Here is a 21,302-nt window from a genome sequence, read left to right as displayed (position 1 = left end):
TTTGTTGGCGATACCTCGTGAGACCTCATCGGTTATCTTATTTTGCACTTGATGGGAACGAACTGGCAATGCAAATAGTAATGATTCTTAATAGCATTGGCAGGCGTTTGCGGTCTTTTAAATTAAACCAGGAACAGGAAATGACTCGGGGAAAGGAACACACCGGCCAGCCGGACACGGCGGGCTGCCTGCGCACACGGAAATTCACATGCTTCCGGCTGATGCCGATTGCGGCAGGCCTGCTGCTCGCGAACGCCGGCCACGCTCAGTCGCTGCCCGCAGGCGCCGCCCCGGCAACCGGCGCGTCCGAGCCGCGTGCCGCCTCCGCTCATGCCGCAGAGGATGCGCAACTTCCCGTCGTCCGCGTGACCGACGCCCTTGCGGCCGAGACGGGCACCGGACCGGTAGTCGGCTATGTGGCGCGCCAGAGCACCGCGGGCACCAAGACAGATACGCCGCTCATCAAGACGCCGCAGGCGGTGTCCGTCGTCACGCGCGACCAGATGGACATCCAGGACGCGCAAAGCGTGGCGCAGGCGTTGCGCTATACGTCCGGCGTCAATCCGGAACAGCGCGGCACCAACACGGATTCGCTGGAGTATCTGTATGCACGCGGCTTTCTGATCGACGAGTTCTGGAATGGTCTGCGCACGCCGGGGCCTGCTGGCGGCTTCGGGTTCAATGTGACCAGTTTCGATCCGTATATGTTCGAACGCATCGAGCTCCTGCACGGCCCGGCTTCCGTGCTGTATGGGCAGGGCTCGCCTGGCGGCGTCGTGAATCTCGTGAGCAAGTTGCCGACCGCGGAGCCGTTGCATGAGATCGGCTTTCAAACCGGCAGTTATGGACGTGTGCAGGGTTTCTTCGACTTCAGCGGTCCGCTCGATCAGGACGGCAAGGTCCTCTACCGTTTGACGGCCGACGGCTTCAACACCGGCACGCAGACCGACTACGTGAACCAGCAGCGCTTCGCGATCGCCCCCACCATCACGTGGCGGCCGACGAAGGACACCACGCTCACGGTCTATGCAAACTACCAGGCCGATCCGGAGGCGGGGCTCTACAACACGGTGCCGGTGGTCGGCACAATCCAGACCGGTGTGTCGCAACTGCCCCGCAGTTTCAATCCGGGCGAGCCGACTTTCGACAGCTTCCGCAAGACCCAGGAGTCGATCGGCTATCAGTTCGACCAGCGTCTGAACGACATCTGGTCGCTCAGGCAAAGCTACCGGTTTCTGCACAACAGCCAGACCGTGCAGTACGTGGCCGACGACCTCGGCTACGTGAACAACGGCACGGAGCTCGCGCGCGAGGCGTACCTGAACTACGGCATGGTCAACTCGAACACGATCGACAATCAGGCGATCGCCCGATTCGGTACCGGACCTGTGTCGCATCAGGTGACGGTGGGCGTCGACTACCAGAACATCCAGTTCGATCACCACTTCTACGGCTCGGCGGACAACAACGTGCCGTCGCTGAGCATCACGAATCCGCAATACGGTCTCGCGATTCCGTATCCGACGTTCCTGTTCGGCACGTCGCAGGCGGAGTCCGTCAAGCAACTGGGCACCTATGCGCAGGATCAGTTCGATATCGATCGCTGGTCGTTCCTGCTCGGCGTGCGTGAAGACTGGACCAACGAAGATTCGACGTCCTACGCGAACGGCTCGTCCACGAGTCAGTTCAACCGGGCATTCACCTGGCGCGCCGGCGGCACGTATCAGTTCGACAACGGCATCGCGCCCTATGCGAGCTATACGAAGTCGTTCCTGCCGCAAGTGGGCGCCGACTATAACGGCAAGGCGTTCGATCCGACCACCGGCGAGCAATACGAAGTCGGCGTGAAATTCCAGCCGAAGGGTTACAACAGCTTCGTCACGGTTTCGGCGTTTCACCTGACGCAGAACGACGTCCTGACGACCGACCCGGTGCACACCGGCTTTCAGGTCGAGACCGGTCAGGTGCGTTCGCAGGGTTTCGAAGTTGAAGCGCATGCGAGCCTGACCAACAACCTGCAACTGATCGCGAGCTACACCTACACGAATCTGCTGAACACCAAGAGCAATACCGCCGATCTCGACAAGGTGCCGGTCGGCATTCCGCGCAATACGGCCTCGCTGTGGGCGGATTACACGCTTCATGCCGGTCCGCTCGCCGGGTTGCAGTTCGGCACGGGCGTGCGCTATATCGGCGGTTCGTATGGCGATACGGCGAATACGCTGCTGACGTCGTCCGCGACGCTGGTCGATCTCGCCGTGCGCTATGACCTTGGCCAGGCGTTCAGCAGCTTGCGCGGCTGGACGGCGTCGCTCAATGCAAGCAATCTGCTCAATCGCGAATACATGGCGTCCTGCAGCAATGGCTCGTGTTATTGGGGCGAAGGACGGCTCGTACTGGCAGGGTTGAAGTACCAGTGGTGATCACGCTGAGGCAAGCGGTTCTCGAGGGGTTGCGGCGATGAACCGCCGTACATGGCTGGCGGCGCTGCTCGGTGCGGTTTCGACAGCGGCGCTCGGCGCGTCCGGCGCCGGCGCGCGGCCGCCGCAACGCATCGTCGTACTCGACTGGGCGCTGACGGAGATGCTGTTGTCGATCGGCGTGGCGCCGGTCGGCGCGGCAAATACCACGGGGTTTCGCCACAACTTTCCGGCTAGCAATCTGCCAGCTACCGTGGTCGATCTCGGGCTCATGTTCCAGCCGAACCTGGAACTAATGCGTTCGCTAAATCCGGACCTGATCGTCATCTCACCGGCTCATGCGGCATTGCGCGCGTCGCTTGAGCGGCTCGCACCCACGGTCACCTTCGGCCAATACCGGTCGAGCCCGACACCTTACACGGCCGCACGTAACGAAGCGCTGCAACTAGCGCGGATGCTCGCTTGCACACCCCGTGCACAGGTCATGCTGGCAAACGCCGACCGTTCGCTCGACGACGCGCGCATCCATCTCGCCGCACGACATGGCGCGCGCAACATCGCGCTGTATGTCGTGCGATTTCTCGATGAGACGCATCTGCGTGTCTACGGATCGCAGAGCCTGTTTGGCGAAATTCTGACCACACTCGGGCTGCAAAACGCGTGGCAAGGCGCGCCTCGCGCGGGCGGTTACTCGACCATTCCATTTGAGGCACTGGAGCCGGCGCCGGGTACCGCGTTGCTCTATCTGCAGCCATTGCCGCTACCTGTCGTGAACATGATGAAAACCAGTCCCCTGTGGGCCGCCATGCCGTTCGCAAGAGCCGGCCATATGATCGGCGTGCCAGGCGTCCCTCCCGAGGGCGGCGTGCCCTCAGCAGTTTATTTTGCCAACCTGCTGGTCGACGCACTCACGCAGACAAGCGCACGCTCAAGCCTCACAAGTACGGTGTCCTCCCTGCCTGGCAATGCACGTGACGATGCAATGGAGGACCTCGCGTGACCTCTCTCGCGACCACACCCGGCGCGTCGCTGCGGCGCACGCCGTTGCTCCCAATCTGTCTTGTGATGGCGATTGCCGTCCTGTTGACGCTGCATCGGCTGGAGCACCGTCTGCCTGTCTCGCTATGGTGGCAGGCGCTGCTCGCCCCGGACCCTGCAGATATGCGGCAACTGCTGGTGCATTACAGCGAAATGCCGCGCATCGCCGTCACATGGCTATGCGGCGCCGCGCTGGGCATCGCAGGTGTGGCCACTCAACAGGTCCTTCGCAATCCGCTGGCCGAGCCGATGACACTCGGCGTATTCCCCGGCGCCTATCTCGCGCTTTCGCTGGCGAGCGTCTACGCACCGGGCCTGCTTGGTTCGGGGCGCGACGGCGTGGCGCTCGCGGGCGGCGCGGCAGCGCTGGCGATCGTGTTCCTGCTCGCGGCGCGGCGCGGGATCTCACCGCTCGCGTTGATATTGGGTGGCATGATCGTCAACCTGTGTTGTGGCGCATTGAGCCTCGCGCTGGCAATTTCGCACTACGATCTGTTGAGCGGCCTGATGATCTGGGGCGGGGGTTCGTTCGTCCAGCAGGATTGGCACATCACACTCGCCCTCCTCGCCCGGCTCCTACCGTGCGCGGTCTGCTTGCTGCTGTGCGTGCGCCCGCTGACCGTGTTCGATGCGGGCGACATCATCGCCGGCAGTCTTGGCGTTTCGCTGCGCGCGACGCGCGGTGTGGCGCTTGGCTTGACGTTGCTCATTACGGCATTCGTGGTGAGCGCGGTCGGCGTGATCGGCTTTATCGGCCTCGCGGCGCCTGCGCTTGCACGTTTGAGCGGCGCACGCCGCCTGCGCGACCGGATGTTATGGGCGCCATGCCTTGGCGCCGCGCTGCTATGGCTGGCCGATCAACTCACGCAACAGATCTCCAGCCTGTACGGCACGACGATCCCGACTGGCGCCGTCACCACCTTGCTCGGCGCACCTCTGCTGCTGATGTTGCTACGGCGATTGAAAGGGCGTCCGGACATCGCCTCCGCTTCTGCGTTGCAATCGGGAACGTTATCGCCACGAGCCACACGCGTGACGATGGTAGGCAGCGTCACGCTGCTTCTACTTTTGACCGGCGTATCGCTCAGCGTGGGACGCGACCTGACAGGCTGGCACCTCGACAGCCCGGACGAGATTGCCGGCTTGCTGTTTCTGCGTCTGCCGCACGTCGTCGCGGCAGCGGGAATCGGGACACTCCTCGCGCTTGCCGGCGGCATCATCCAGCGCATGACCGGCAATCCGATGGCGAGTCCCGACCTGCTCGGCATCGCCGCGGGCGGCGCGTTCGGGTTGACTGCGGCACTCTTCCTGACCGCGCATCCCACGCTGCCCATTTACCTTGTCTGGTGCGCGTGCGGCTCGCTGATCACGCTGGGCGGCCTGATCGTGTTCGCTCGTTCGTCCTCCTACGCACCGGATGCGCTGGTGCTGGCCGGCGTCACGATCAGCGCGGTGTTCCAGGCCGTGTCGACCCTTGCCATGGCAAGCGACGATCCACGCGTGATCGTCCTGTACAACCTGCTCGCCGGATCCACTTACAACGTCAGCGCGACGTCCGCAGGCATCGTCGCCACCGTCGCGCTCGCGGCGCTCGCTATCATTCCGTTTTGCCGACGCTGGCTGGATATCCTGCCGCTTGGCGGCGCCGTGTCAAGCGGTCTCGGTGTCAACGTCACCGTAGCCCGCTTTGCCTTGCTGGTACTGAGCGCGTTACTCACAGCAGCCGCGACGCTTGTGATCGGGCCGCTCTCGTTCATCGGCCTGATGGCGCCGCACATGACGCGCCTGCTCGGCGTGCGCCGTCCCATGCCGCTGCTGTGCATATCGGCCGCTATCGGCGCGGCGTTGATGGTTGCGTCCGACTGGCTCGGTCGCTGGGTTCTGTTCCCGCAGGAAATGCCGGCGGGCGTAATGGCGACGCTAATCGGCGGCGCGTATCTCATCGTCGCCATGTTCATGCGCGGCGTACGTCAACAGCCCGCTTCTTGAGCCTTACTTTTCAGGAGTTCCATGTCTGTCCTGCTGCAACTCGCCCGCAATGCCCGCGGGATCCTGCTGGTCGCGCTCGCAACGAGTCTGATCAGCGGTTTCGGTAACGCCGGGCTCGTCGCGCTCATCAACCAGGCACTCGGCGCCTCGCGCACGCGGCTCGGCGAACTAGGCCTGCAGTTTCTCGTGCTGGGCGTCGTCGTACTGCTCACCCGCACGTTGTCGCAGACGCTTTTCATGTATCTCGGCCAACGCGCCAAAGCGACACTGCGGATGCGCACGATCCACCGTATCGGCGAAGCGTCGTACCGTCATCTGGAGCAGCAAGGCGCGGCGCGTTCCATTTCCGTGTTGACCGGAGACCTGGACCAGATCGTGATGTTCTTCGTCAGCATGCCGGCGCTGGCCATGCAAGGCGCAGTGATCAGCGGATGCCTGATCTATCTCGGCTACCTGTCCTGGCAGATCCTGCTGTTCGCGCTGCTTACCATCTGTATCGGCGCAGTGGGCTTCCGGATCGCGAACGGCCGCGCACTGTTTCATCTGCGAGCGTCGCGGCGTCGCGAAGACGATCTCGTCAAACACTTCCGTGCGCTATTCGACGGTGCAAAAGAATTGAAGCTGCACCGCGAACGCCGGCGGACGTTCATTGCGGATACGCTGGCGACAAACGTCGAAGCGGTGCGCGTGCAGCGTACCCGTGGCTACGTGCTGTATGCCGCTGCGGCGAGCTGGGGCAGTTTCATCCTGCTGGCGTTCATCGGCATCACGGTATTCGTTCTCGCTCGACTGTACCCGGTCAGCCTGCATGTGGCGTCCGGTTACGCGATGGTGTTCCTCTACATGATCATGCCGATCGAAGCGCTGCTCTCGGCCATTCCGAGCGTCAGTTCGGCCCGCGTGGCGCTCGAACGGATCGAGCAGATCAACGCCGACTTGCCGGTAGAGCGTGCGGACGCGGCGACGGATGCGGCTGCATCGTCATTCACCAGCATCGCGCTCGACGGTGCGACGCATCGCTACTTCCGCGAAAAGGAAAACGAAGTATTCACGCTGGGGCCGATCGATCTGTCGTTCCGGCCCGGCGAAATCGTCTACCTTATCGGCGGCAACGGCAGCGGCAAAACCACGCTCGCGAAGATGCTGGTGGGCCTCTACAAGCCGGAGAGTGGCCGCATCTTACTCAACGGCAAGACCGTCGACGAAGGCGCGTGGGACATCTATCGCCAGCATTTTTCGGTGGTTTTCAGCGACTTCTTTCTCTTCGACAGCCTGCTGGGCATGCGCGACGCCAATCTCGACGACAAGGCGCATGACTATCTGAAGCATCTGCAACTCGATCACAAGGTCAGCATCAAGGATGCGGCCTTCTCTACACTCGATCTGTCGCAAGGACAGCGCAAGCGGCTCGCGCTACTCGTTGCGTATCTCGAGGACCGGCCCTTCTATGTGTTCGACGAGTGGGCCGCCGACCAGGACCCGCTGTTCCGCGACGTGTTCTACCAGCAGTTGCTGCCCGAGCTGAAAGCGAAGGGCAAAACCGTGCTGGTGATTACGCACGACGACCGCTATTTTCATCTCGCCGACCGCTACATCAAGCTCGATTACGGTCAGATTGTCGAGGCCGGCGCGGGCGCCGAACTGACCGCGCACTAAGTCGCACAACGAAGCCTCACCGCTCCCGCCTCTCCGCTTCCATCCATCGCCCGTGTGCACCACCCATATCTCTTACATATGGATGGTGCATCACATATGTATTTTACATTTGCGACAGCCGCCACTACGATCTGCTCCATTGCGTTGTTTGCCTCCCGTTGCCGCCATGTCATCCGGATCGCGACGCAAAAGAAAATAGAAATTTCAGGAGACTGTTCAGTGAAAAAGCAATGTCTTGTCGCTGCGCTTGCAGCGACCGGCTGTGTCTGTGCGCACGCGCAATCGTCCGTCACCCTCTACGGCGTAATCGACACCAACATCGAATATCTGACCCATGCCAGCGCGACCGGCGGCTCGCTCATTCGAGAAAATTCAGGTGGACTGAGCAACTCCCGGTTTGGTTTTCGCGGCACGGAAGATCTGGGCGCCGGCACGACGGCCTGGTTCGTGCTGGAGGCCGGCTTTAACAGCAACGACGGCACGCCCGCCACCGCCGGCACACTGTTCAACCGTACGGCGGCGGTGGGGCTATCGAACAAGCTGGGCTCGCTGTCGGCTGGCCTGCAGTACACGGCCATGTACGATCTGCTCGAAAAGTACGATCCGATGGGCTACGCACCCCAGTACACGTGGTTTCCCACCACGGGTTCGTCGGACGACTTCTCTTATAAGGCGCGTCTCGACAATTCCCTGAAGTACACGGGCCAGTTCGGCGGATTGAAGGCCATTGCCGACTACAGTTTCGGCGGCGACGCAGGTTCGTTCCAGAGCAGCGCGGCGTATGGCGGCGGCCTCGAATACGACGCCGGCACCTTCTCCGCAGCGGTGGCCTACGACTATCGCAACGGTGCGGTCAATTCGAGCGGCACGTGGACCAAAAGCCGTAACCTGAGTCTCTCGTTCCTGCAGCGGATCGGCGACGGCGAGATCGTCGGCGGCTATGAGCACTACCTGTATAACCCGACCAAGAGCGCGTCGGTTTCGGCCGCGCTGTGGTTCGGCGGCGTACGTTATCGCTTCACGCCTGGCTTCCAGCTGACGGCCGCCACCTACTACCAGTCCAACAAGACGGCCGACGTGTCGAACTCGTGGATGGGCGTTCTCAGCGCCGACTATTCGTTCACCAAGCGCACCGACGTCTACGCGACGGTGGCCTATGCGGCTGCCACACGCTATGCGAACGGAACCTATACCCCCGTCGGCGTCACCGACGCGACCGCCTTTGCCTCCAACCAGACGGGCTTAACGCTGGGCATCCGGCACCGCTTCTAGGCATTGCTTGCGTGACGGCAGTCGGTTTTCCGGCGCAGATCGAATCGGTATTATTCAGGAATCCATATGATAAATCAAAGATCCTTGTTGAATCCGGGTTGGGTGGGAGCGCGTTTGCCCTACCCGGGGGCGCACGTGACGCGTACCGTGCGCCCGGCGGCGGTATTGGCCGCCCTGCTGCCGTTCGTGGGACCGCACGCCTACGGCCAGGCCTGCAACAATCAGATCCTGCCGGGCGGCGCATCGTGTGCGGCGACGGTATCGGCGGGCAGCACCGTCACCAACACAACGATCAACGCGGGTGGGGTGCAGAAGGTCAAGGGCGGCACCACGCAGTCGATCGTCAACTCCGGCGGCAGCCAGACCGTCTCCAGCGGGGGTGTCGCGACCGGCACGGTACTGAATCCAGCCGGCGTACAGATTGTCTATTCGCGCGGCTCCACCCTCGGCACGGTGATCTCCGGCGGCACACAATACGTGTCGGCCGGAGGCACCGCGGTCAATACGATCGTCAATTCGGGCGGCAGCTTCGGCGTATCGAACGGCGGCCTTGCCGTCAATGCGGTGGTCAGTTCCGGCGGCCTGCAACGGGTGTATTCAGGCGGCAGTGCGTCCGGCACCACGGTTGCGGGCGGCAAGCAATATGTGTCGGCGGGCGGTTCGGCGTCGGGCACTACCGTGAACGGCGGCTTCCAGGTGGTCTATACGCGCGGCGCGGCCACCGGAACCGTGGTCAATATGAGCGGGAATCAGACGGTGTCCAGCGGCGGCAAAGCAGCCGGAGCGTCGATCAACAATGGCGGTACGCAATTCGTCTTGCTTGGCGGCTCCGCCGCAAATACCACGGTTGCAGCGGGCGGCACGATGGTGGTCAACGCCGGCGGCACCACCGCGAGCGGCACGGTCGCCGCACTGCCGGTCAGCGGCATTACGCTCGCCGGCACATTGAGTGTGATCGAGTCGCCGGGCGACGGTCTGAGGGGTGCAGCGGCGGCCACGCTCAATGGACTCGCCATCAACGGCGGCACCGTGACGCTCGGCGCGCCAGGCACGGGAGGCTACAAGACGTTGACTGTCAACGGTTTGTCCGGCAACGGCCAGTTCATGCTGAACACGAATATCGGCGCGATGCAGTCGGACCAGCTTGTGGTCAATCAGGGCTCGGGCAGGTTTGTTCTCTCGGTACACGACTCCAGCGTGACCGCGCCCACGGGTCCAGGCGAACGACTGTTGCTCGTCAACGCTACCAATAGCACCGCGACCTTTTCGCTTGCCGGCAGCACGATGGACGTGGGCGCCTACAAGTTCGGCCTGCAGGATTCCGGCAGCCAGTACTACCTGTACAACACCGGTCGCGAGAGCGACATCGCCTCCGTTGTGCAAGCCGCGGCCAGTGTGCCGACCATGTTGTGGTACCAGCAGCTCGAACAGACCTTCGCCCATCTGGCGGATTACCGCGACGGGGCGGCCGATGGTCAGTTCTGGGTACGCAGCTACGACGAACGCATGCGCACGAGCCCCGGCGACACGTCGACGACCACGGATTTCTACGGCGTGCAGGCAGGTCGCGACTGGCGAATCTCTAGCGCGCTGGGAGACTTTCACGTGGGCGCAACCGGTGGCTTCGCACAGGCGAGCGAGGACTTCGATCCGGTCGGCAACGGTACTGCGCGGCCATGGAACCTTGGAGCGTACGGCGGATTTAACGGCTTCGGCGGGATCTTTGCCGATGCCGTGGTGCGCTACCTGGGCATGAAGCAGGAGGCCAGCGTGAGCAGCGCGGCTAACCCGGCCAGTGCCGGCTACGATCTTTCGGGTTACTCAGCATCGATCGATGGCGGCAAGCGCTGGCAGCTCGGCAGCCACTGGTGGGTCGAGCCGCGCGTCGAGCTGACCTATCAGCGCAGCGGTAGCGTCGAGTATCAGACCACATTCGGCACGCTAGTCGGTCTGGAAGCGACCAACATGGTCATCGGCAGTGCCGGCGCAACCGTAGGCGCGTCGCTCGCAGTGGGGCAAATCACCCTCGTACCGTTCCTGAGCATCGCGGGCACCCATGTGTTCAATGGGAACGTGAGCGATACCGTCGGCGGCACGCTCCTCACCACCTCCGTACCGCAGACATGGGTGGTGGCCAACGCCGGCGTAAGCGCCGCGCTAAGCCGCCGCGTACGCGTGTACGGCGCCTTCGAATACGGCAAGGGGCGCGACTATACGCAACCGTGGGCAGTCACGGTCGGCCTGAGCTACGTCGACTAACGCGTGGTAAGAACGGGGCGGCGGGTTCGTCGCCGGAGAAACCAAGTCATGCTAATCGAAACTGAAGCCGAAGCCGAGGTCGTTGCCGTACCGGCCCCGTCCCTCTCCGCCACGCCTGACCACCCGGCAGCGGCCATGCCCGGCGCGCCTTCCATGGTCGATACCGGCCCTCCGTCATGCGCAGGACCATACGGCATCCGCTACGACTTCAACTACGGTTGCCGGGTACAGGTCCCCGCCGGCGACTGGCGTGTGCGTTTGAGCGATATCGAGGCAGACGTCGTATTGTTCGACGAGATCGTCAACGACGGCACGGTCAATAGCCTGAAAAAGTACTTCGTGCGCTTTCGCATTGAAGTATTCCGCGGCGACGAATGCGTGTTCGAACACGACTATGACGCAGCCGGACAGCAGGTTTACATGCGGCTACCGGTAGGCACCCTCGGCGACATCATTGCCTGGTTCCCGTATGTGGACGAATTTCGCAAGAAGCATCGCTGCAAGATGCTGGTCTCGATGGGCAAGGATATCTGGACGCTATTCGCAGCCTGCTATCCAGAACTTCACTATGTCGCGCCCGAAGATGAGAGCACATTGCGGCCGCAGTGCTATGCGAGCTACTTTCTGGGCATCTTTTTCCCATGCGACGACCGTACGCATCAACCGACCGACTTTCGCGTCAGCGGCTTGCAGAAAACGATCCCGTTCCTGCTCGGTCTCGCGCCGGTGGAGCGTCGTCCGCGCATCGCGATCGAGGATCCGACGCGGCGCATTACCGAACCCTATGTGGTGATTGCCGCGCAGTCTTCGTCGCAGTGCAAGTATTGGAATCATCCGACCGGCTGGTATGAGCTGATCAAGCAGCTCAAGGCGATGGGTTACCGCGTGCTGTGTATCGACCGGCAGCACGCGCACGGCGAGAAGCTGTTATGGAATCTGATCCCCTATGGAAGCGAAGACTTCACCGGCGATCTGCCCTTGCAGGAGCGCGTGAGCCTGCTGCATCACGCGGATTTCTTCATTGGCCTGTCGAGCGGCCTGTCCTGGCTCGCCTGGGCGCTGCACAAGCCGGTGGTGATGATCAGCGGCTTCACGCATCCGCACAACGAGTTCGAGACGGCCTATCGCGTGATCAACTTTCACGCCTGCAATAGTTGCTGGAACGACACGGGCGTCGAGTTCAACCACGGCGATTTCGCCTGGTGTCCACGTCATGCCGGCACTGAGCGGCAATTCGAGTGCTCGCGTCTGATCACACCGCGTCAGGTGATTCGAACCGTGGAAACGTTGATGACGGACCTTGATCTGGATCCACGCCGAGGACCGGAGCGCTCGCTTTAAAGGACCCGAGATGAGATTCAGGAAGCGCAACTGTGTCGTTGAAGCTGTCCAGTGGCATCAGCCCGGCGATCATCCTGCAGTCGAATGGCAAAACGCCGGGTGGTGCATGGCGACGCCGGACGGATGGCGCAAGGTTCTGCCAGGCGACTGGATCGTGACGGGCTGCGACGGATCGCTATACCCCATGAGGAATGAACTTTTCTGCAATCTGTATGAGCCGGTTGCGAGCGGCGTAGCGGGATGAGAAAACTCACGCAGGCGCGAACAATGTCGCGGCCCAATCCGCAAACACCCTTACCTTGGTGCTATACCTTCGGCTGGGCGGATACGCGATATAGACGTTGATTGGGTCCGGTCGCCAGTGCGTGAGAATGGGTACGAGCCGCTTTTGTTCGATGAACGGGCGAACCATGAAGTCCAATGTGTGGACGATCCCCAAGCCCGCCAGTGCCGTTGCAAGGTGGGCATTGCTCTCGCTCACCAGCACTTCATTGCGTATGTTTTCCAGGGTGATCGTCTCCTTGCCCCGGCAAAACATAACAGGCTGCGTCAGACCGGAACTTGCAGAAAAATACCCCACCACAGGCATGTTCTTATCCACGATGTCCTGCGGATGCTTCGGGGTGCCATACATCCTGAGATAGGCGGGACTCGCACAGGTGGTCCACGCAAGCGTGCCGATCGGATGCGTCACGAGGTCCGGGGCGTCGGCGGTACTTCGAATCGCACAGTCTATGTTCTCTGCGACAAGATCCACGGTACGGTCAGTGACGCTTAGCTGAATCTGTATGTCCGGATAACGGGTGCGAAATGCCGGCAATGCAGGAATGAGGATGCCGCTTGCGACCGACCCTCCCGTATCCACTCTCAGCACGCCACGCGGGCTCGCCTGCCCCCGACCGAGCGTGGCTTCGATGTCATCCAGGTCGCTGAGCATCTGCCGGGTGCGCTCATAGTAAGCGGCGCCATCGGTCGTCACGCTGACGCGCCGCGTATTTCGCTCCAGCAATTTCACGCCAAGATGCGCCTCCAGCGATTGGACCCATTTGCTCGCTGTGGCATTGGGGATGTTCAGAGAAAGCGCCGCCCGCCCGAAGCCGCCCGTCTCGACTACACGGACAAAGATACGGATTGCCTGCAAATGGTCCATCGATCAGCCTCGCCCATTATCCACATGCATGAATAGATAAACCACAATATACCGATTTATCTGCACGGGTGTTTAAACTAAGCTGAGGTCATTCATTCACGCAGGCAAGCCAAGGAGCCCTGAAATGCCCCCCTCTCTTTACGACAACATCCATTCGACCCGACATGCGGGAAAGGTAGCGCTTGTGACCGGCGGTAGCACCGGAATCGGTCTGGCGACGGCCAAGCGCCTGGCACGCGAAGGTGCGACGGTGTTCATTACCGGCAGACGCCAGGCGGAACTGGACGCGGCAGTCTCCGAGATCGGCCACGGGGCGCGTGCGATTCGCGGCGACATTTCGTCGGCTGCCGATCTTCAGACCATCGTCGACAAGGTGTCCGCGGAGCACGACCGGATCGACATTCTCTTTGCCAACGCCGGCGGCGGCGAATTCGTGCCGCTCGGCGAAATCACCGAAGCACAGTTCGACAAGTACTTTGGCATCAACGTGAAGGGCACCTTGCTGACCGTGCAGAGCGCATTGCCGCTCATGCGGCCAGGCAGCGCCATTGTGATTACCGGATCAATCGCGTCGATAAAAGGGACGCCGGCGTTCGGCGTCTACGCGGCCACCAAGGCGGCCCTGCGCTCCTTCGCGCGCACCTGGGCATCGGACCTCAAAGGGCGGGACATCCGCGTCAATGTGGTCGCGCCGGGTGTCGTGGTCACACCGGCATACAAGTCTGAACTCAAACTGAACGACGAACAGATTGAAGCGTATAGCAAGGAAGTCTCTGCAACGACGCCGCTTGGCCGGGTGGGTCAGGCCGACGAGATCGCCAAGGCCGTTTCCTTTCTCGCGTCCGACGGTGCCAGCTATATCACCGGGACAGAATTGTTCGTCGATGGTGGGCTCGCGCAGATCTGAACGACTGCGCCTCGACGGCTCAGGATAACGGGCAGGCTTTTTCTACTGTTCGCTCCGTGTATCGGAAGAGGCGCTCGGCGCAACGACGTCGTCCGCCTTTTCCTTCGCATCCGATTTCAGCGCCTTTGAAGCGTTCTTCGTGCCCTTCGAACGCGTCTGAAGTCGCTCTGCAACGAGCGCATGGAGCTTGCGCTTCACGCGCACGGCCTGAGCAAACAGCAAGGGCAGTTCGACGAGACGGCCACGCGCGCCAAGCACGATCAGGTGTTTCTCATGCCATGTCTGGCAGTTGGCCCAGCGCGCCTTGTAGTCGCCATGCAAGGGACGAAAGTCAAAATCGCGGCCATGCGCGTGCGACCACTCGACCACGAAGTCAACCAGCAAAGCGCCGACCGAGTAAGTGCCGAATGCCTCGTCATAGGTGGTGATGAAATACTCGACCGATTTCGAGCCGACCAGATTCACCGATGCCGCAACCGGAACCCCCTCCATCTTCACAAACGCGACGAACGGCGTCGCCGCCAGGTCCACCCGTTGCGCCAGGGCGATAAAGAAATCGCGCACCTGATTGTCCATCAGGTAGGGCGTAGCGACGCCGCGACTGATGGCCCATTTGCGTTTGTTGGCGAATAGCCATGTCAGCACGGTCTCGGCGTCGCCGGTCGTCTTGCTCCAGCCGCATTCGAGTGTGCCCTTCGCTTCGAGCCGCTTGCGGCTATAGCGCAGACTGGAGCGAAGCGACTTGGGCAGCGTCGCCATGAAATCGTCGTAGCGGGGAAAGTCATGCAGGCGAATCGAGTAGCCATCCAATCCGCGCCATCGTGCCGGTAGCCGCGCCAACACCCACGACTGCGGCATGCCTTCGAGCGATTTGTACAGGAGTCCGTCCTTTTGAACCATCCCCATCTCAAGGACGTCGGCATTCACATGCATCACCGCAGCGGTTGCCACAGCGTAAAGCTCGATGCTCGCGCTTCCCTTGAGAAGCGGACCACCGTATTCTTCGTCGCTGCCGCAGGTCAACGCCTTGGCGACGCGCAGCACACCTTTGCGGACGATCGAAACGGGCCATAAGGCCAGCAGTTCCCCATTGCGCCACACGAGCGCCACATTGACCACGCCACCCGCGACGATGACATGGGTCGCAGCAAGTTCGCAATACGGGAACATCAGACCTGCCGGGCAATTTTCGGCGGTAGCGGCGAGTGCGCTCCACGGCTGACGCAAAGCGCTAAACGCAGCCAGCGTGTCGATCACGATCACTTCTTGCCGAAGCGCAGCGCCCTCACCTGATTCGGACAGATCGCTCCCCGCGCCAGGAGCCCGATCGGTATTGACCTCGTCCATTGCCGCCATATGAGCGCCCTCTTCCGACGAAACACCCTGAACCACGCACTACGACTGCGCCGGCCACCATGCCCATCCGCGAGCCGAGCGCCGTATTTCGACCACCGAGAGCGGCGCGATCTCAATGTGAGCGAACGACACCGCCGGTGCGTTCAACGCATGCAGCAAAGCAGCCCGGATGACCGGGGCATGGGTGATAGCGACCACGCTCGCCGTCTCGTCCAACGCATCGAGCCAGCCGCCTACCCGCACAAGCACCTGCGCAAACGACTCGCCACCCTGCAGCGGCGCATCGGGATTGCGGCTCCACGCTGCAAGTTCGTGCGGCACGTCTTCCGCAAGCTCGGCGAGCCGCCGGCCGCACCACTCACCATAGTTCATGTCCGCCAATTCGGGCGTTACCTGCACCGCAAAACCGAGTGCCTCTGCCGTCTCGCGTGCGCAGGCCGCAGGACTGCTGAGTGCGATCGCAGCACCGAGCGAGGGCATGCGTTCGCGGCAGGCCCTGGCTTGCGCGATGCCGCGCGCGTCCAAAGGATCGTCAGCGGGAAATCGGCCCTGACGCATCGCAGCGGTCGCGGCGTGGCTGACGAGTAAAACACGTGTATCCATTCTGCCCTTTCAGTTGAAAACCCTGCCCACGATGCGTACGGCAACTTGCATTTGCCCAACCATTGAAAGCTTAGCGCGTAGAATACGCCTTAGCGCGGAGCACGGAAGCCGGTGCAAGCCCGGCGCGGTCGCGCCACTGTAAGCGGTTCATCGCTGAACCGAAAGCCAGACCCGAGCTCCGCGCAATTTCAGCCATCCAATTATCGGGGCGCGTAACCCCTGGAGAAAACCCATCATGACTGACGTTGTACTGCATCCGGCCGCCGAGCCAACCCCCATTCCCCTGCGTGAACTGCTGCCATGGATCGTCTTTGGCGGCTTGATCATGCTGCTCGCCATTTACTTCGTCGGCGCCGAAGAGGGTGCAACCTCGCTCGTCCCCGGCATGTACGTCCATGAATTCGTTCACGACGGCCGCCATCTGCTTGGCTTCCCCTGCCACTAACGCGGAGTCCATCATGGTCGGTAAATTGTTGGTACGCGGCATGCTCGCAGGCATCGCCGCAGGACTGCTCACGTTCAGTTTCGCCAAGCTAGTCGGCGAACCCCAGGTAGATCAGGCGATTTCCTTCGAGGAAAAGGCCGACGCGGCAAAGGGCGAAGCCCCTGAGCCGGAAATCGTCAGTCGCCACACGCAGGCAGGCCTGGGTCTGCTGACCGGTGTGGTGACGTTCAGCGCAGCGGTGGGCGGTCTGTTTGCCCTGACGTTCGCCTACGCGTTCGGCCGCGTCGGCAAACTGGGGGCGCGGCCCTTGTCTGCCTGGCTCGCCCTCGCGGCGTTCATCACGCTGGTGATCGTGCCGAACATCAAGTACCCGGCCAATCCCCCCTCGGTGGGTGACCCCGAGACGATCGGCATGCGGACGGGTCTGTTCTTCCTCATGATTGCGATTTCGATCGTCACCATGGTGTTTTCGCTCAAGGTGCGCAAGTACGCCATTGCCCGTCTGGGTCAATGGAATGCGTCGATCGTGGCGGGCGTCGTCTTCGTCGCGATCATCGGCGTCGTGCAGTTGAACCTGCCCGTGATCAACGAAGTGCCGGCGGCTTTCCCGGCGGTTCTGCTGTGGAAATTCCGGGTCGCGGCAATCGGCATGCAGGTGATCCTGTGGACCACCATCGGCCTGCTGTTCGGCGCGCTCGCCGAGCGCGTCCAACGCGCGGCATCGACGGGGCGGATCACCGGCAAGTCGGCTTACCTCTAAGGGGCGGCAACCGCTCGCGCGGTTGCGCCCTTCCACCTGCATCCGCAGACGTGTGCGGCATTCCGGCGAGGCCCGTCCCGTCGCGACAGGGCGCCTCAACAGGCACGCCGGAATGCGCCGTCGAAGCGGCGCGAATGCCTTAAGCGGACGCGCGCAGCTTCTTCGCAGCGGCCACCATGTTGGTCAGCGCCGGAATGACTTCTTCCCACTGGCGCGTCTTCAGGCCGCAGTCCGGATTCACCCACAGGCGTTGCGCCGGGATGCGTTCAGCCGCTTTCTTCATCAGTTGAACGATATGTTCTTCGCTCGGGATGTTCGGCGAATGAATGTCGTACACGCCCGGGCCGATTTCGTTCGGGTAGTTGAAGTTGTCGAATGCGTCGAGCAACTCCATATCCGAGCGCGAGGTCTCGATGGTGATGACGTCGGCGTCCATATCGGCGATGGACGCGATGATGTCGTTGAACTCCGAATAGCACATATGCGTGTGGATCTGCGTTTCGTCATCCACGCCGTTGGCGGTAATGCGGAACGAAGTCACGGCCCAGTCGAGGTATTCCCCCCACTGCGACTTGCGCAGCGGCAGGCCTTCGCGCAGCGCGGCTTCGTCGATCTGGATCACGCGCACGCCGGCCTTTTCGAGGTCCAGCACTTCTTCGCGGATCGCCAGTGCGAGCTGATAGCACGATACCGAACGCGGCTGGTCGTCGCGCACGAAGGACCAGTTCAGGATCGTCACCGGGCCGGTCAGCATGCCCTTCATCGGCTTGCTCGTGAGCGACTGGGCGTACTTGATCCATTCGACCGTCATCGCTTTCGGGCGGCTGATGTCGCCGAACAGAACAGGCGGCTTCACGCACCGCGAACCATACGACTGCACCCAACCAAACTGGCTGAACGCGTAACCATCGAGCTGCTCGCCGAAGTATTCGACCATGTCGTTACGCTCGGCTTCGCCGTGCACCAGCACGTCCAGACCCAGCGCTTCCTGCTCGCACACGCTGCGTTCGATCTCGGCGCGCATCGCGGCCTGATAGCCGGCTTCATCCAGCGCACCGCTCTTGAACTGGCTGCGCGCATGACGGATCGTGCCGGTCTGCGGGAACGATCCGATGGTCGTGGTTGGATACGGCGGCAGCTTCAACAGCGCAGCCTGCTTGTCGGCACGCGCCGGGTAGGGGTTCTTGCGCTGACCAAGGGCCGGGCTGATCTCGGCGAGGGCGGCCTTGACTGCCGGGTTATTGACGCGCGGCGACGCACGACGTGCAGCGATTGCGGCGCTGTTCGCAGCCAGTTCCGCCTTGACGGCGTCGCGGCCCTCGTTCAGCGCGGCGGCTAGCACCTTCAGTTCGTCCAGTTTCTGCAGCGCGAATGCGAGCCACGAGCGGACTTCCGTATCCAGATTCTGTTCGCTTTCGAGGTCCACCGGCACGTGCAGCAGCGAGCACGACGGTGCGATCCACAGACGCTCGCCCAGTTGCTGCGCGACCGGCTCGAGCCAATCGAGTACGCTCGCCAGATCCGTCTTCCAGATGTTGCGGCCGTTGATCACGCCCAGCGACAGCACGCTATCCTTCGGCAATTGCGCAATCACCGCCTCCACTTCGGCGCGGGCGTTGATCGCATCCAGATGCAGGCCCTGCACCGGCAGTTTGCAAGCCAGTGGCAGGTTGCCGAGCAATTGGCCGAAGTACGTCGCCAGCAATAGCTTGACCTTGCCGTTCGACAACGCTTCGTACGCCGTAACATACGCCTGCTGCCATTGTGCGGACAATTCGGTGACGAGGTTCGGCTCGTCGATCTGCACCCATTCCACGCCTTGCGCCGCGAGCGTAGCCAACAGTTCCGCATAGACCGGCAGCAGACGCGGCAGCAGAGCCAGCTTGTCGGAGTCGTCCTTGGTCTTGCCGAGCGCCAGATACGTCACCGGGCCGACAATCACCGGCTTGACCTTGAGGCCTTGCGCCTTGGCCTCAGCCAGTTGTTCGAGCAGGCGCGACGGGTCGAGCTTGAATTCGGTGCCTGCGCTGAATTCGGGGACGATGTAGTGATAGTTGGTATCGAACCACTTGGTCATCTCGCCGGCCGCGACGCCGCCGCAGCATGCGCTATGGTCTTCGGCACCCTTGGCCGAGCGGCCACGGGCGACGCGGAAAGAGTTGTCGAGGGCGTCGCCATGAAAGCCCTGCACGCGCTCCGGCAGATTGCCCAGCGTGAAGCTCATGTCCAGCACCTGGTCGTAGAAGGCGAAATCGCCTACTGCAGCCAGCCCCAGGTCAGCCTGGTGCGCCCAGTGACGCTGGCGCAACTGGGCGCCCAGCGCTTTCAGTTCGCCGAGCGAGGACTCGCCTTTCCAGTAGGACTCGAGTGCGAACTTCAGTTCGCGCTTCGCGCCGATGCGGGGAAAACCCAGATTATGTGTCGTTGCCATCGTGTCGCCTTGGTTCGATCAGGTTGCAGATGCGTGGATCGTAGCGAAGGCGGCATATGAAGTAAAATGGTGATAATTCAACGAACCATTAATTTTGTTCATACATCATCATGCTTGAGAGAATTCATCTGGCCATCGTCCAGGCGGTGGACAAGCACGGCTCGCTCACCGCAGCGGCGGATATCCTGTGCGTGACGCAATCCGCCCTCAGCCACTCCATGAAGAAACTGGAGCAGCAACTGGGCACGGACATCTGGTTGCGCGAGGGGCGCAGCCTGCGCCTGACCCAGGCCGGTCAATATCTGCTGGCCGTAGCGGGCCGCGTGCTGCCGCAACTCGATCTCGCCGAGGAACGCCTGGGCCAATACGCGCAGGGCGAGCGTGGCGCGCTGCGCATCGGCATGGAATGCCATCCCTGCTACCAGTGGTTGCTCAAGGTGGTTTCGCCCTATCTCGCGCGCTGGCCGGACGTGGATGTCGACGTCAAGCAGAAATTCCAGTTCGGCGGCATTGGCGCGCTGTTCGGCTATGAGATCGACCTGCTCGTGACGCCGGATCCGCTCTACAAACCAGGCTTGCGCTTCGAACCCGTGTTCGACTACGAGCAGGTGCTGGTGGTCAACCGCGAGCACCCGCTGGCCGGGGCCGACTATGTGAAGCCCGCGCAATTGACGAGTGAGGTGCTGGTCACGTACCCGGTGGAAATCGACAGGCTCGATATCTACAATCAGTTTCTGATGCCGGCCGGTGTCACGCCCCGGCGCCACAAGGTGATCGAGACCACCGACATCATGCTGCAGATGGTGGCAAGCGGCAGAGGCGTCGCGGCGCTGCCGCGCTGGCTGGTGGAAGAGTATGCCGACAAGATGAACGTGGTGCCGGTACGCCTGGGGCGCAAGGGCATCGCCAAGCAGATCTTCCTCGGCGCCCGCGAAACCGATACTGACGTCGACTACCTCAAGGCCTTCGTCGAACTGGCGCGCATGCCGGCGGCGGCATAGGGCGCCGCGACACGGCGCTATACCGCGACGTAGCGCTCGCGCCTCCCTGTTGTTCCTTGCGGCATTCTATTTCGACGTGGCCCGATGAGCGGACAACGCGCCGCCCAGTTCTTCGTCGGTCAGTGCGGGGGCCGTGGTGAACGAAAACAGATCGCCCCATTGAAGCACCCATGCGGCCAGTCCACTGGCATCCGTTGTTTCGACAATCGCGACGCCGCTCAATTCGCCGATCGCATGCCAGCGTCCTAGCAGTTGCACATTCTCCGGCGGACGGCCACCGGTTGCCATGAAACGCTCGATTGCGGGTTGCTGCGTCGGCGGCAGGCCCTTCCATTGAACAATGAACTTCATTTCAGCCTCCAGAACGGAGATTGAGGACGCCGGCTCGTGGCGGCCCAGCATCACCGCTCACACCGCCGCCTCGTGACGCTTCGACGACTCTTTGCCAGGGGGTGTTGCTTCGTTCACGTGATCGGCATGAGGCTGCGGAGCGCATGAATCATCATAGGTGGCCTCGCGCAACGGGGACTTCCTAAATACAGCCGCGAATAGCCAAGTGTTAAAGCAACGCCGCCATCCTTATCGTCTGAACATAGCTTGGCGTCGCGGAGCGCCAGGATAGTCTGGAGACCGAACATCCTGGCGAGCCGTCGCGTGCAGACAAGTCGTGGACA

Annotated in this window: 16 protein-coding genes and 1 riboswitch; of the genes, 11 read left to right on the top strand and 5 right to left on the bottom strand. The window is 62.2% G+C overall.

Features of this window, described 5'->3' with window-relative positions; all coding sequences use genetic code 11:
- The first annotated feature begins 140 nt into the window (after window positions 1-140).
- From P3T42_RS18530 to P3T42_RS18500, 7 genes are all read left to right on the top strand, one after another.
- Window positions 141-2,423 (top strand): TonB-dependent siderophore receptor, encoded by a 2,283-nt coding sequence (locus P3T42_RS18530; RefSeq protein ID WP_429306854.1) that lies wholly within the window; start codon window positions 141-143, stop codon window positions 2,421-2,423.
- Window positions 2,424-2,460: 37 nt separating this feature from the next.
- Window positions 2,461-3,420, top strand: a complete 960-nt coding sequence (locus P3T42_RS18525) for an iron-siderophore ABC transporter substrate-binding protein (protein ID WP_429306853.1) — start codon at window positions 2,461-2,463, stop codon at window positions 3,418-3,420.
- A complete protein-coding gene (gene fhuB, locus P3T42_RS18520; protein ID WP_429306852.1) occupies window positions 3,417-5,447 on the top strand; it encodes a Fe(3+)-hydroxamate ABC transporter permease FhuB in 2,031 nt (676 codons plus the stop codon). The genes P3T42_RS18525 and fhuB overlap by 4 nt, the downstream gene beginning before the upstream one ends.
- A 21-nt stretch (window positions 5,448-5,468) precedes the next feature.
- A complete protein-coding gene (locus tag P3T42_RS18515; RefSeq protein WP_429306851.1) occupies window positions 5,469-7,103 on the top strand; it encodes a cyclic peptide export ABC transporter in 1,635 nt (544 codons plus the stop codon).
- 219 nt (window positions 7,104-7,322) lie between these two features.
- The gene (locus P3T42_RS18510; RefSeq protein ID WP_429306850.1) at window positions 7,323-8,375 is read left to right on the top strand and encodes a porin; all 1,053 of its coding nucleotides are present in this window, start codon (window positions 7,323-7,325) and stop codon (window positions 8,373-8,375) included.
- Window positions 8,376-8,441: 66 nt separating this feature from the next.
- Window positions 8,442-10,634, top strand: coding sequence for an autotransporter outer membrane beta-barrel domain-containing protein (locus tag P3T42_RS18505; RefSeq protein WP_429306849.1), 2,193 nt, complete (start codon window positions 8,442-8,444; stop codon window positions 10,632-10,634).
- 48 nt (window positions 10,635-10,682) lie between these two features.
- A complete protein-coding gene (locus P3T42_RS18500) occupies window positions 10,683-11,975 on the top strand; it encodes an autotransporter strand-loop-strand O-heptosyltransferase (protein ID WP_429306848.1) in 1,293 nt (430 codons plus the stop codon).
- Window positions 11,976-12,225: 250 nt separating this feature from the next.
- On the opposite strand, the gene P3T42_RS18495 is transcribed toward P3T42_RS18500, so the two are convergent.
- Window positions 12,226-13,125, bottom strand: a complete 900-nt coding sequence (locus P3T42_RS18495; RefSeq protein WP_074296234.1) for a LysR family transcriptional regulator — start codon at window positions 13,123-13,125, stop codon at window positions 12,226-12,228.
- A 124-nt stretch (window positions 13,126-13,249) separates the two neighbouring features.
- On the opposite strand from P3T42_RS18495, the gene P3T42_RS18490 reads away from it, so the two are divergent.
- Entirely contained in the window at window positions 13,250-14,032 is a 783-nt protein-coding gene (locus tag P3T42_RS18490; protein ID WP_429306847.1) for an SDR family NAD(P)-dependent oxidoreductase, read from the top strand.
- Window positions 14,033-14,074: 42 nt separating this feature from the next.
- On the opposite strand, the gene P3T42_RS18485 is transcribed toward P3T42_RS18490, so the two are convergent.
- Together P3T42_RS18485 and P3T42_RS18480 are read right to left on the bottom strand one after the other, a co-directional pair.
- Window positions 14,075-15,379: a GNAT family N-acetyltransferase gene (locus P3T42_RS18485; RefSeq protein WP_429306846.1), complete on the bottom strand. Its 1,305-nt coding sequence runs from the start codon at window positions 15,377-15,379 to the stop codon at window positions 14,075-14,077.
- A gap of 48 nt (window positions 15,380-15,427) precedes the next feature.
- Window positions 15,428-15,991, bottom strand: a complete 564-nt coding sequence (locus tag P3T42_RS18480; protein WP_429306845.1) for a histidine phosphatase family protein — start codon at window positions 15,989-15,991, stop codon at window positions 15,428-15,430.
- A gap of 63 nt (window positions 15,992-16,054) precedes the next feature.
- Window positions 16,055-16,186: riboswitch (cobalamin riboswitch) on the top strand.
- 40 nt (window positions 16,187-16,226) lie between these two features.
- Between P3T42_RS18480 and P3T42_RS18475 the strand changes: the two genes are divergently transcribed.
- Window positions 16,227-16,436 (top strand): CbtB domain-containing protein, encoded by a 210-nt coding sequence (locus P3T42_RS18475; RefSeq protein WP_074296238.1) that lies wholly within the window; start codon window positions 16,227-16,229, stop codon window positions 16,434-16,436.
- 13 nt (window positions 16,437-16,449) lie between these two features.
- On the top strand, window positions 16,450-17,196 hold the full coding sequence (locus tag P3T42_RS18470) for a CbtA family protein (RefSeq protein WP_074296239.1): 747 nt from the start codon (window positions 16,450-16,452) through the stop codon (window positions 17,194-17,196).
- Window positions 17,197-17,335: 139 nt separating this feature from the next.
- Here the strand turns inward: P3T42_RS18470 and metE are convergent, their stop codons facing one another.
- Window positions 17,336-19,627, bottom strand: coding sequence for a 5-methyltetrahydropteroyltriglutamate--homocysteine S-methyltransferase (metE, locus tag P3T42_RS18465; RefSeq protein WP_429306844.1), 2,292 nt, complete (start codon window positions 19,625-19,627; stop codon window positions 17,336-17,338).
- Between the two features lie 110 nt (window positions 19,628-19,737).
- Between metE and P3T42_RS18460 the strand changes: the two genes are divergently transcribed.
- On the top strand, window positions 19,738-20,628 hold the full coding sequence (locus tag P3T42_RS18460) for a LysR family transcriptional regulator (protein WP_074296241.1): 891 nt from the start codon (window positions 19,738-19,740) through the stop codon (window positions 20,626-20,628).
- 66 nt (window positions 20,629-20,694) lie between these two features.
- Here the strand turns inward: P3T42_RS18460 and P3T42_RS18455 are convergent, their stop codons facing one another.
- Complete coding sequence (locus P3T42_RS18455) at window positions 20,695-20,979, bottom strand: DUF3303 domain-containing protein (protein WP_074296242.1); 285 nt, start codon at window positions 20,977-20,979, stop codon at window positions 20,695-20,697.
- Window positions 20,980-21,302 lie beyond the last annotated feature (323 nt).

The sequence above is a fragment of the Paraburkholderia sp. GAS38 genome (genome assembly GCF_050434965.1).
Classification (GTDB): domain Bacteria; phylum Pseudomonadota; class Gammaproteobacteria; order Burkholderiales; family Burkholderiaceae; genus Paraburkholderia; species Paraburkholderia phenazinium_A.
This window is presented reverse-complemented; position numbering and strand designations above follow the sequence as displayed.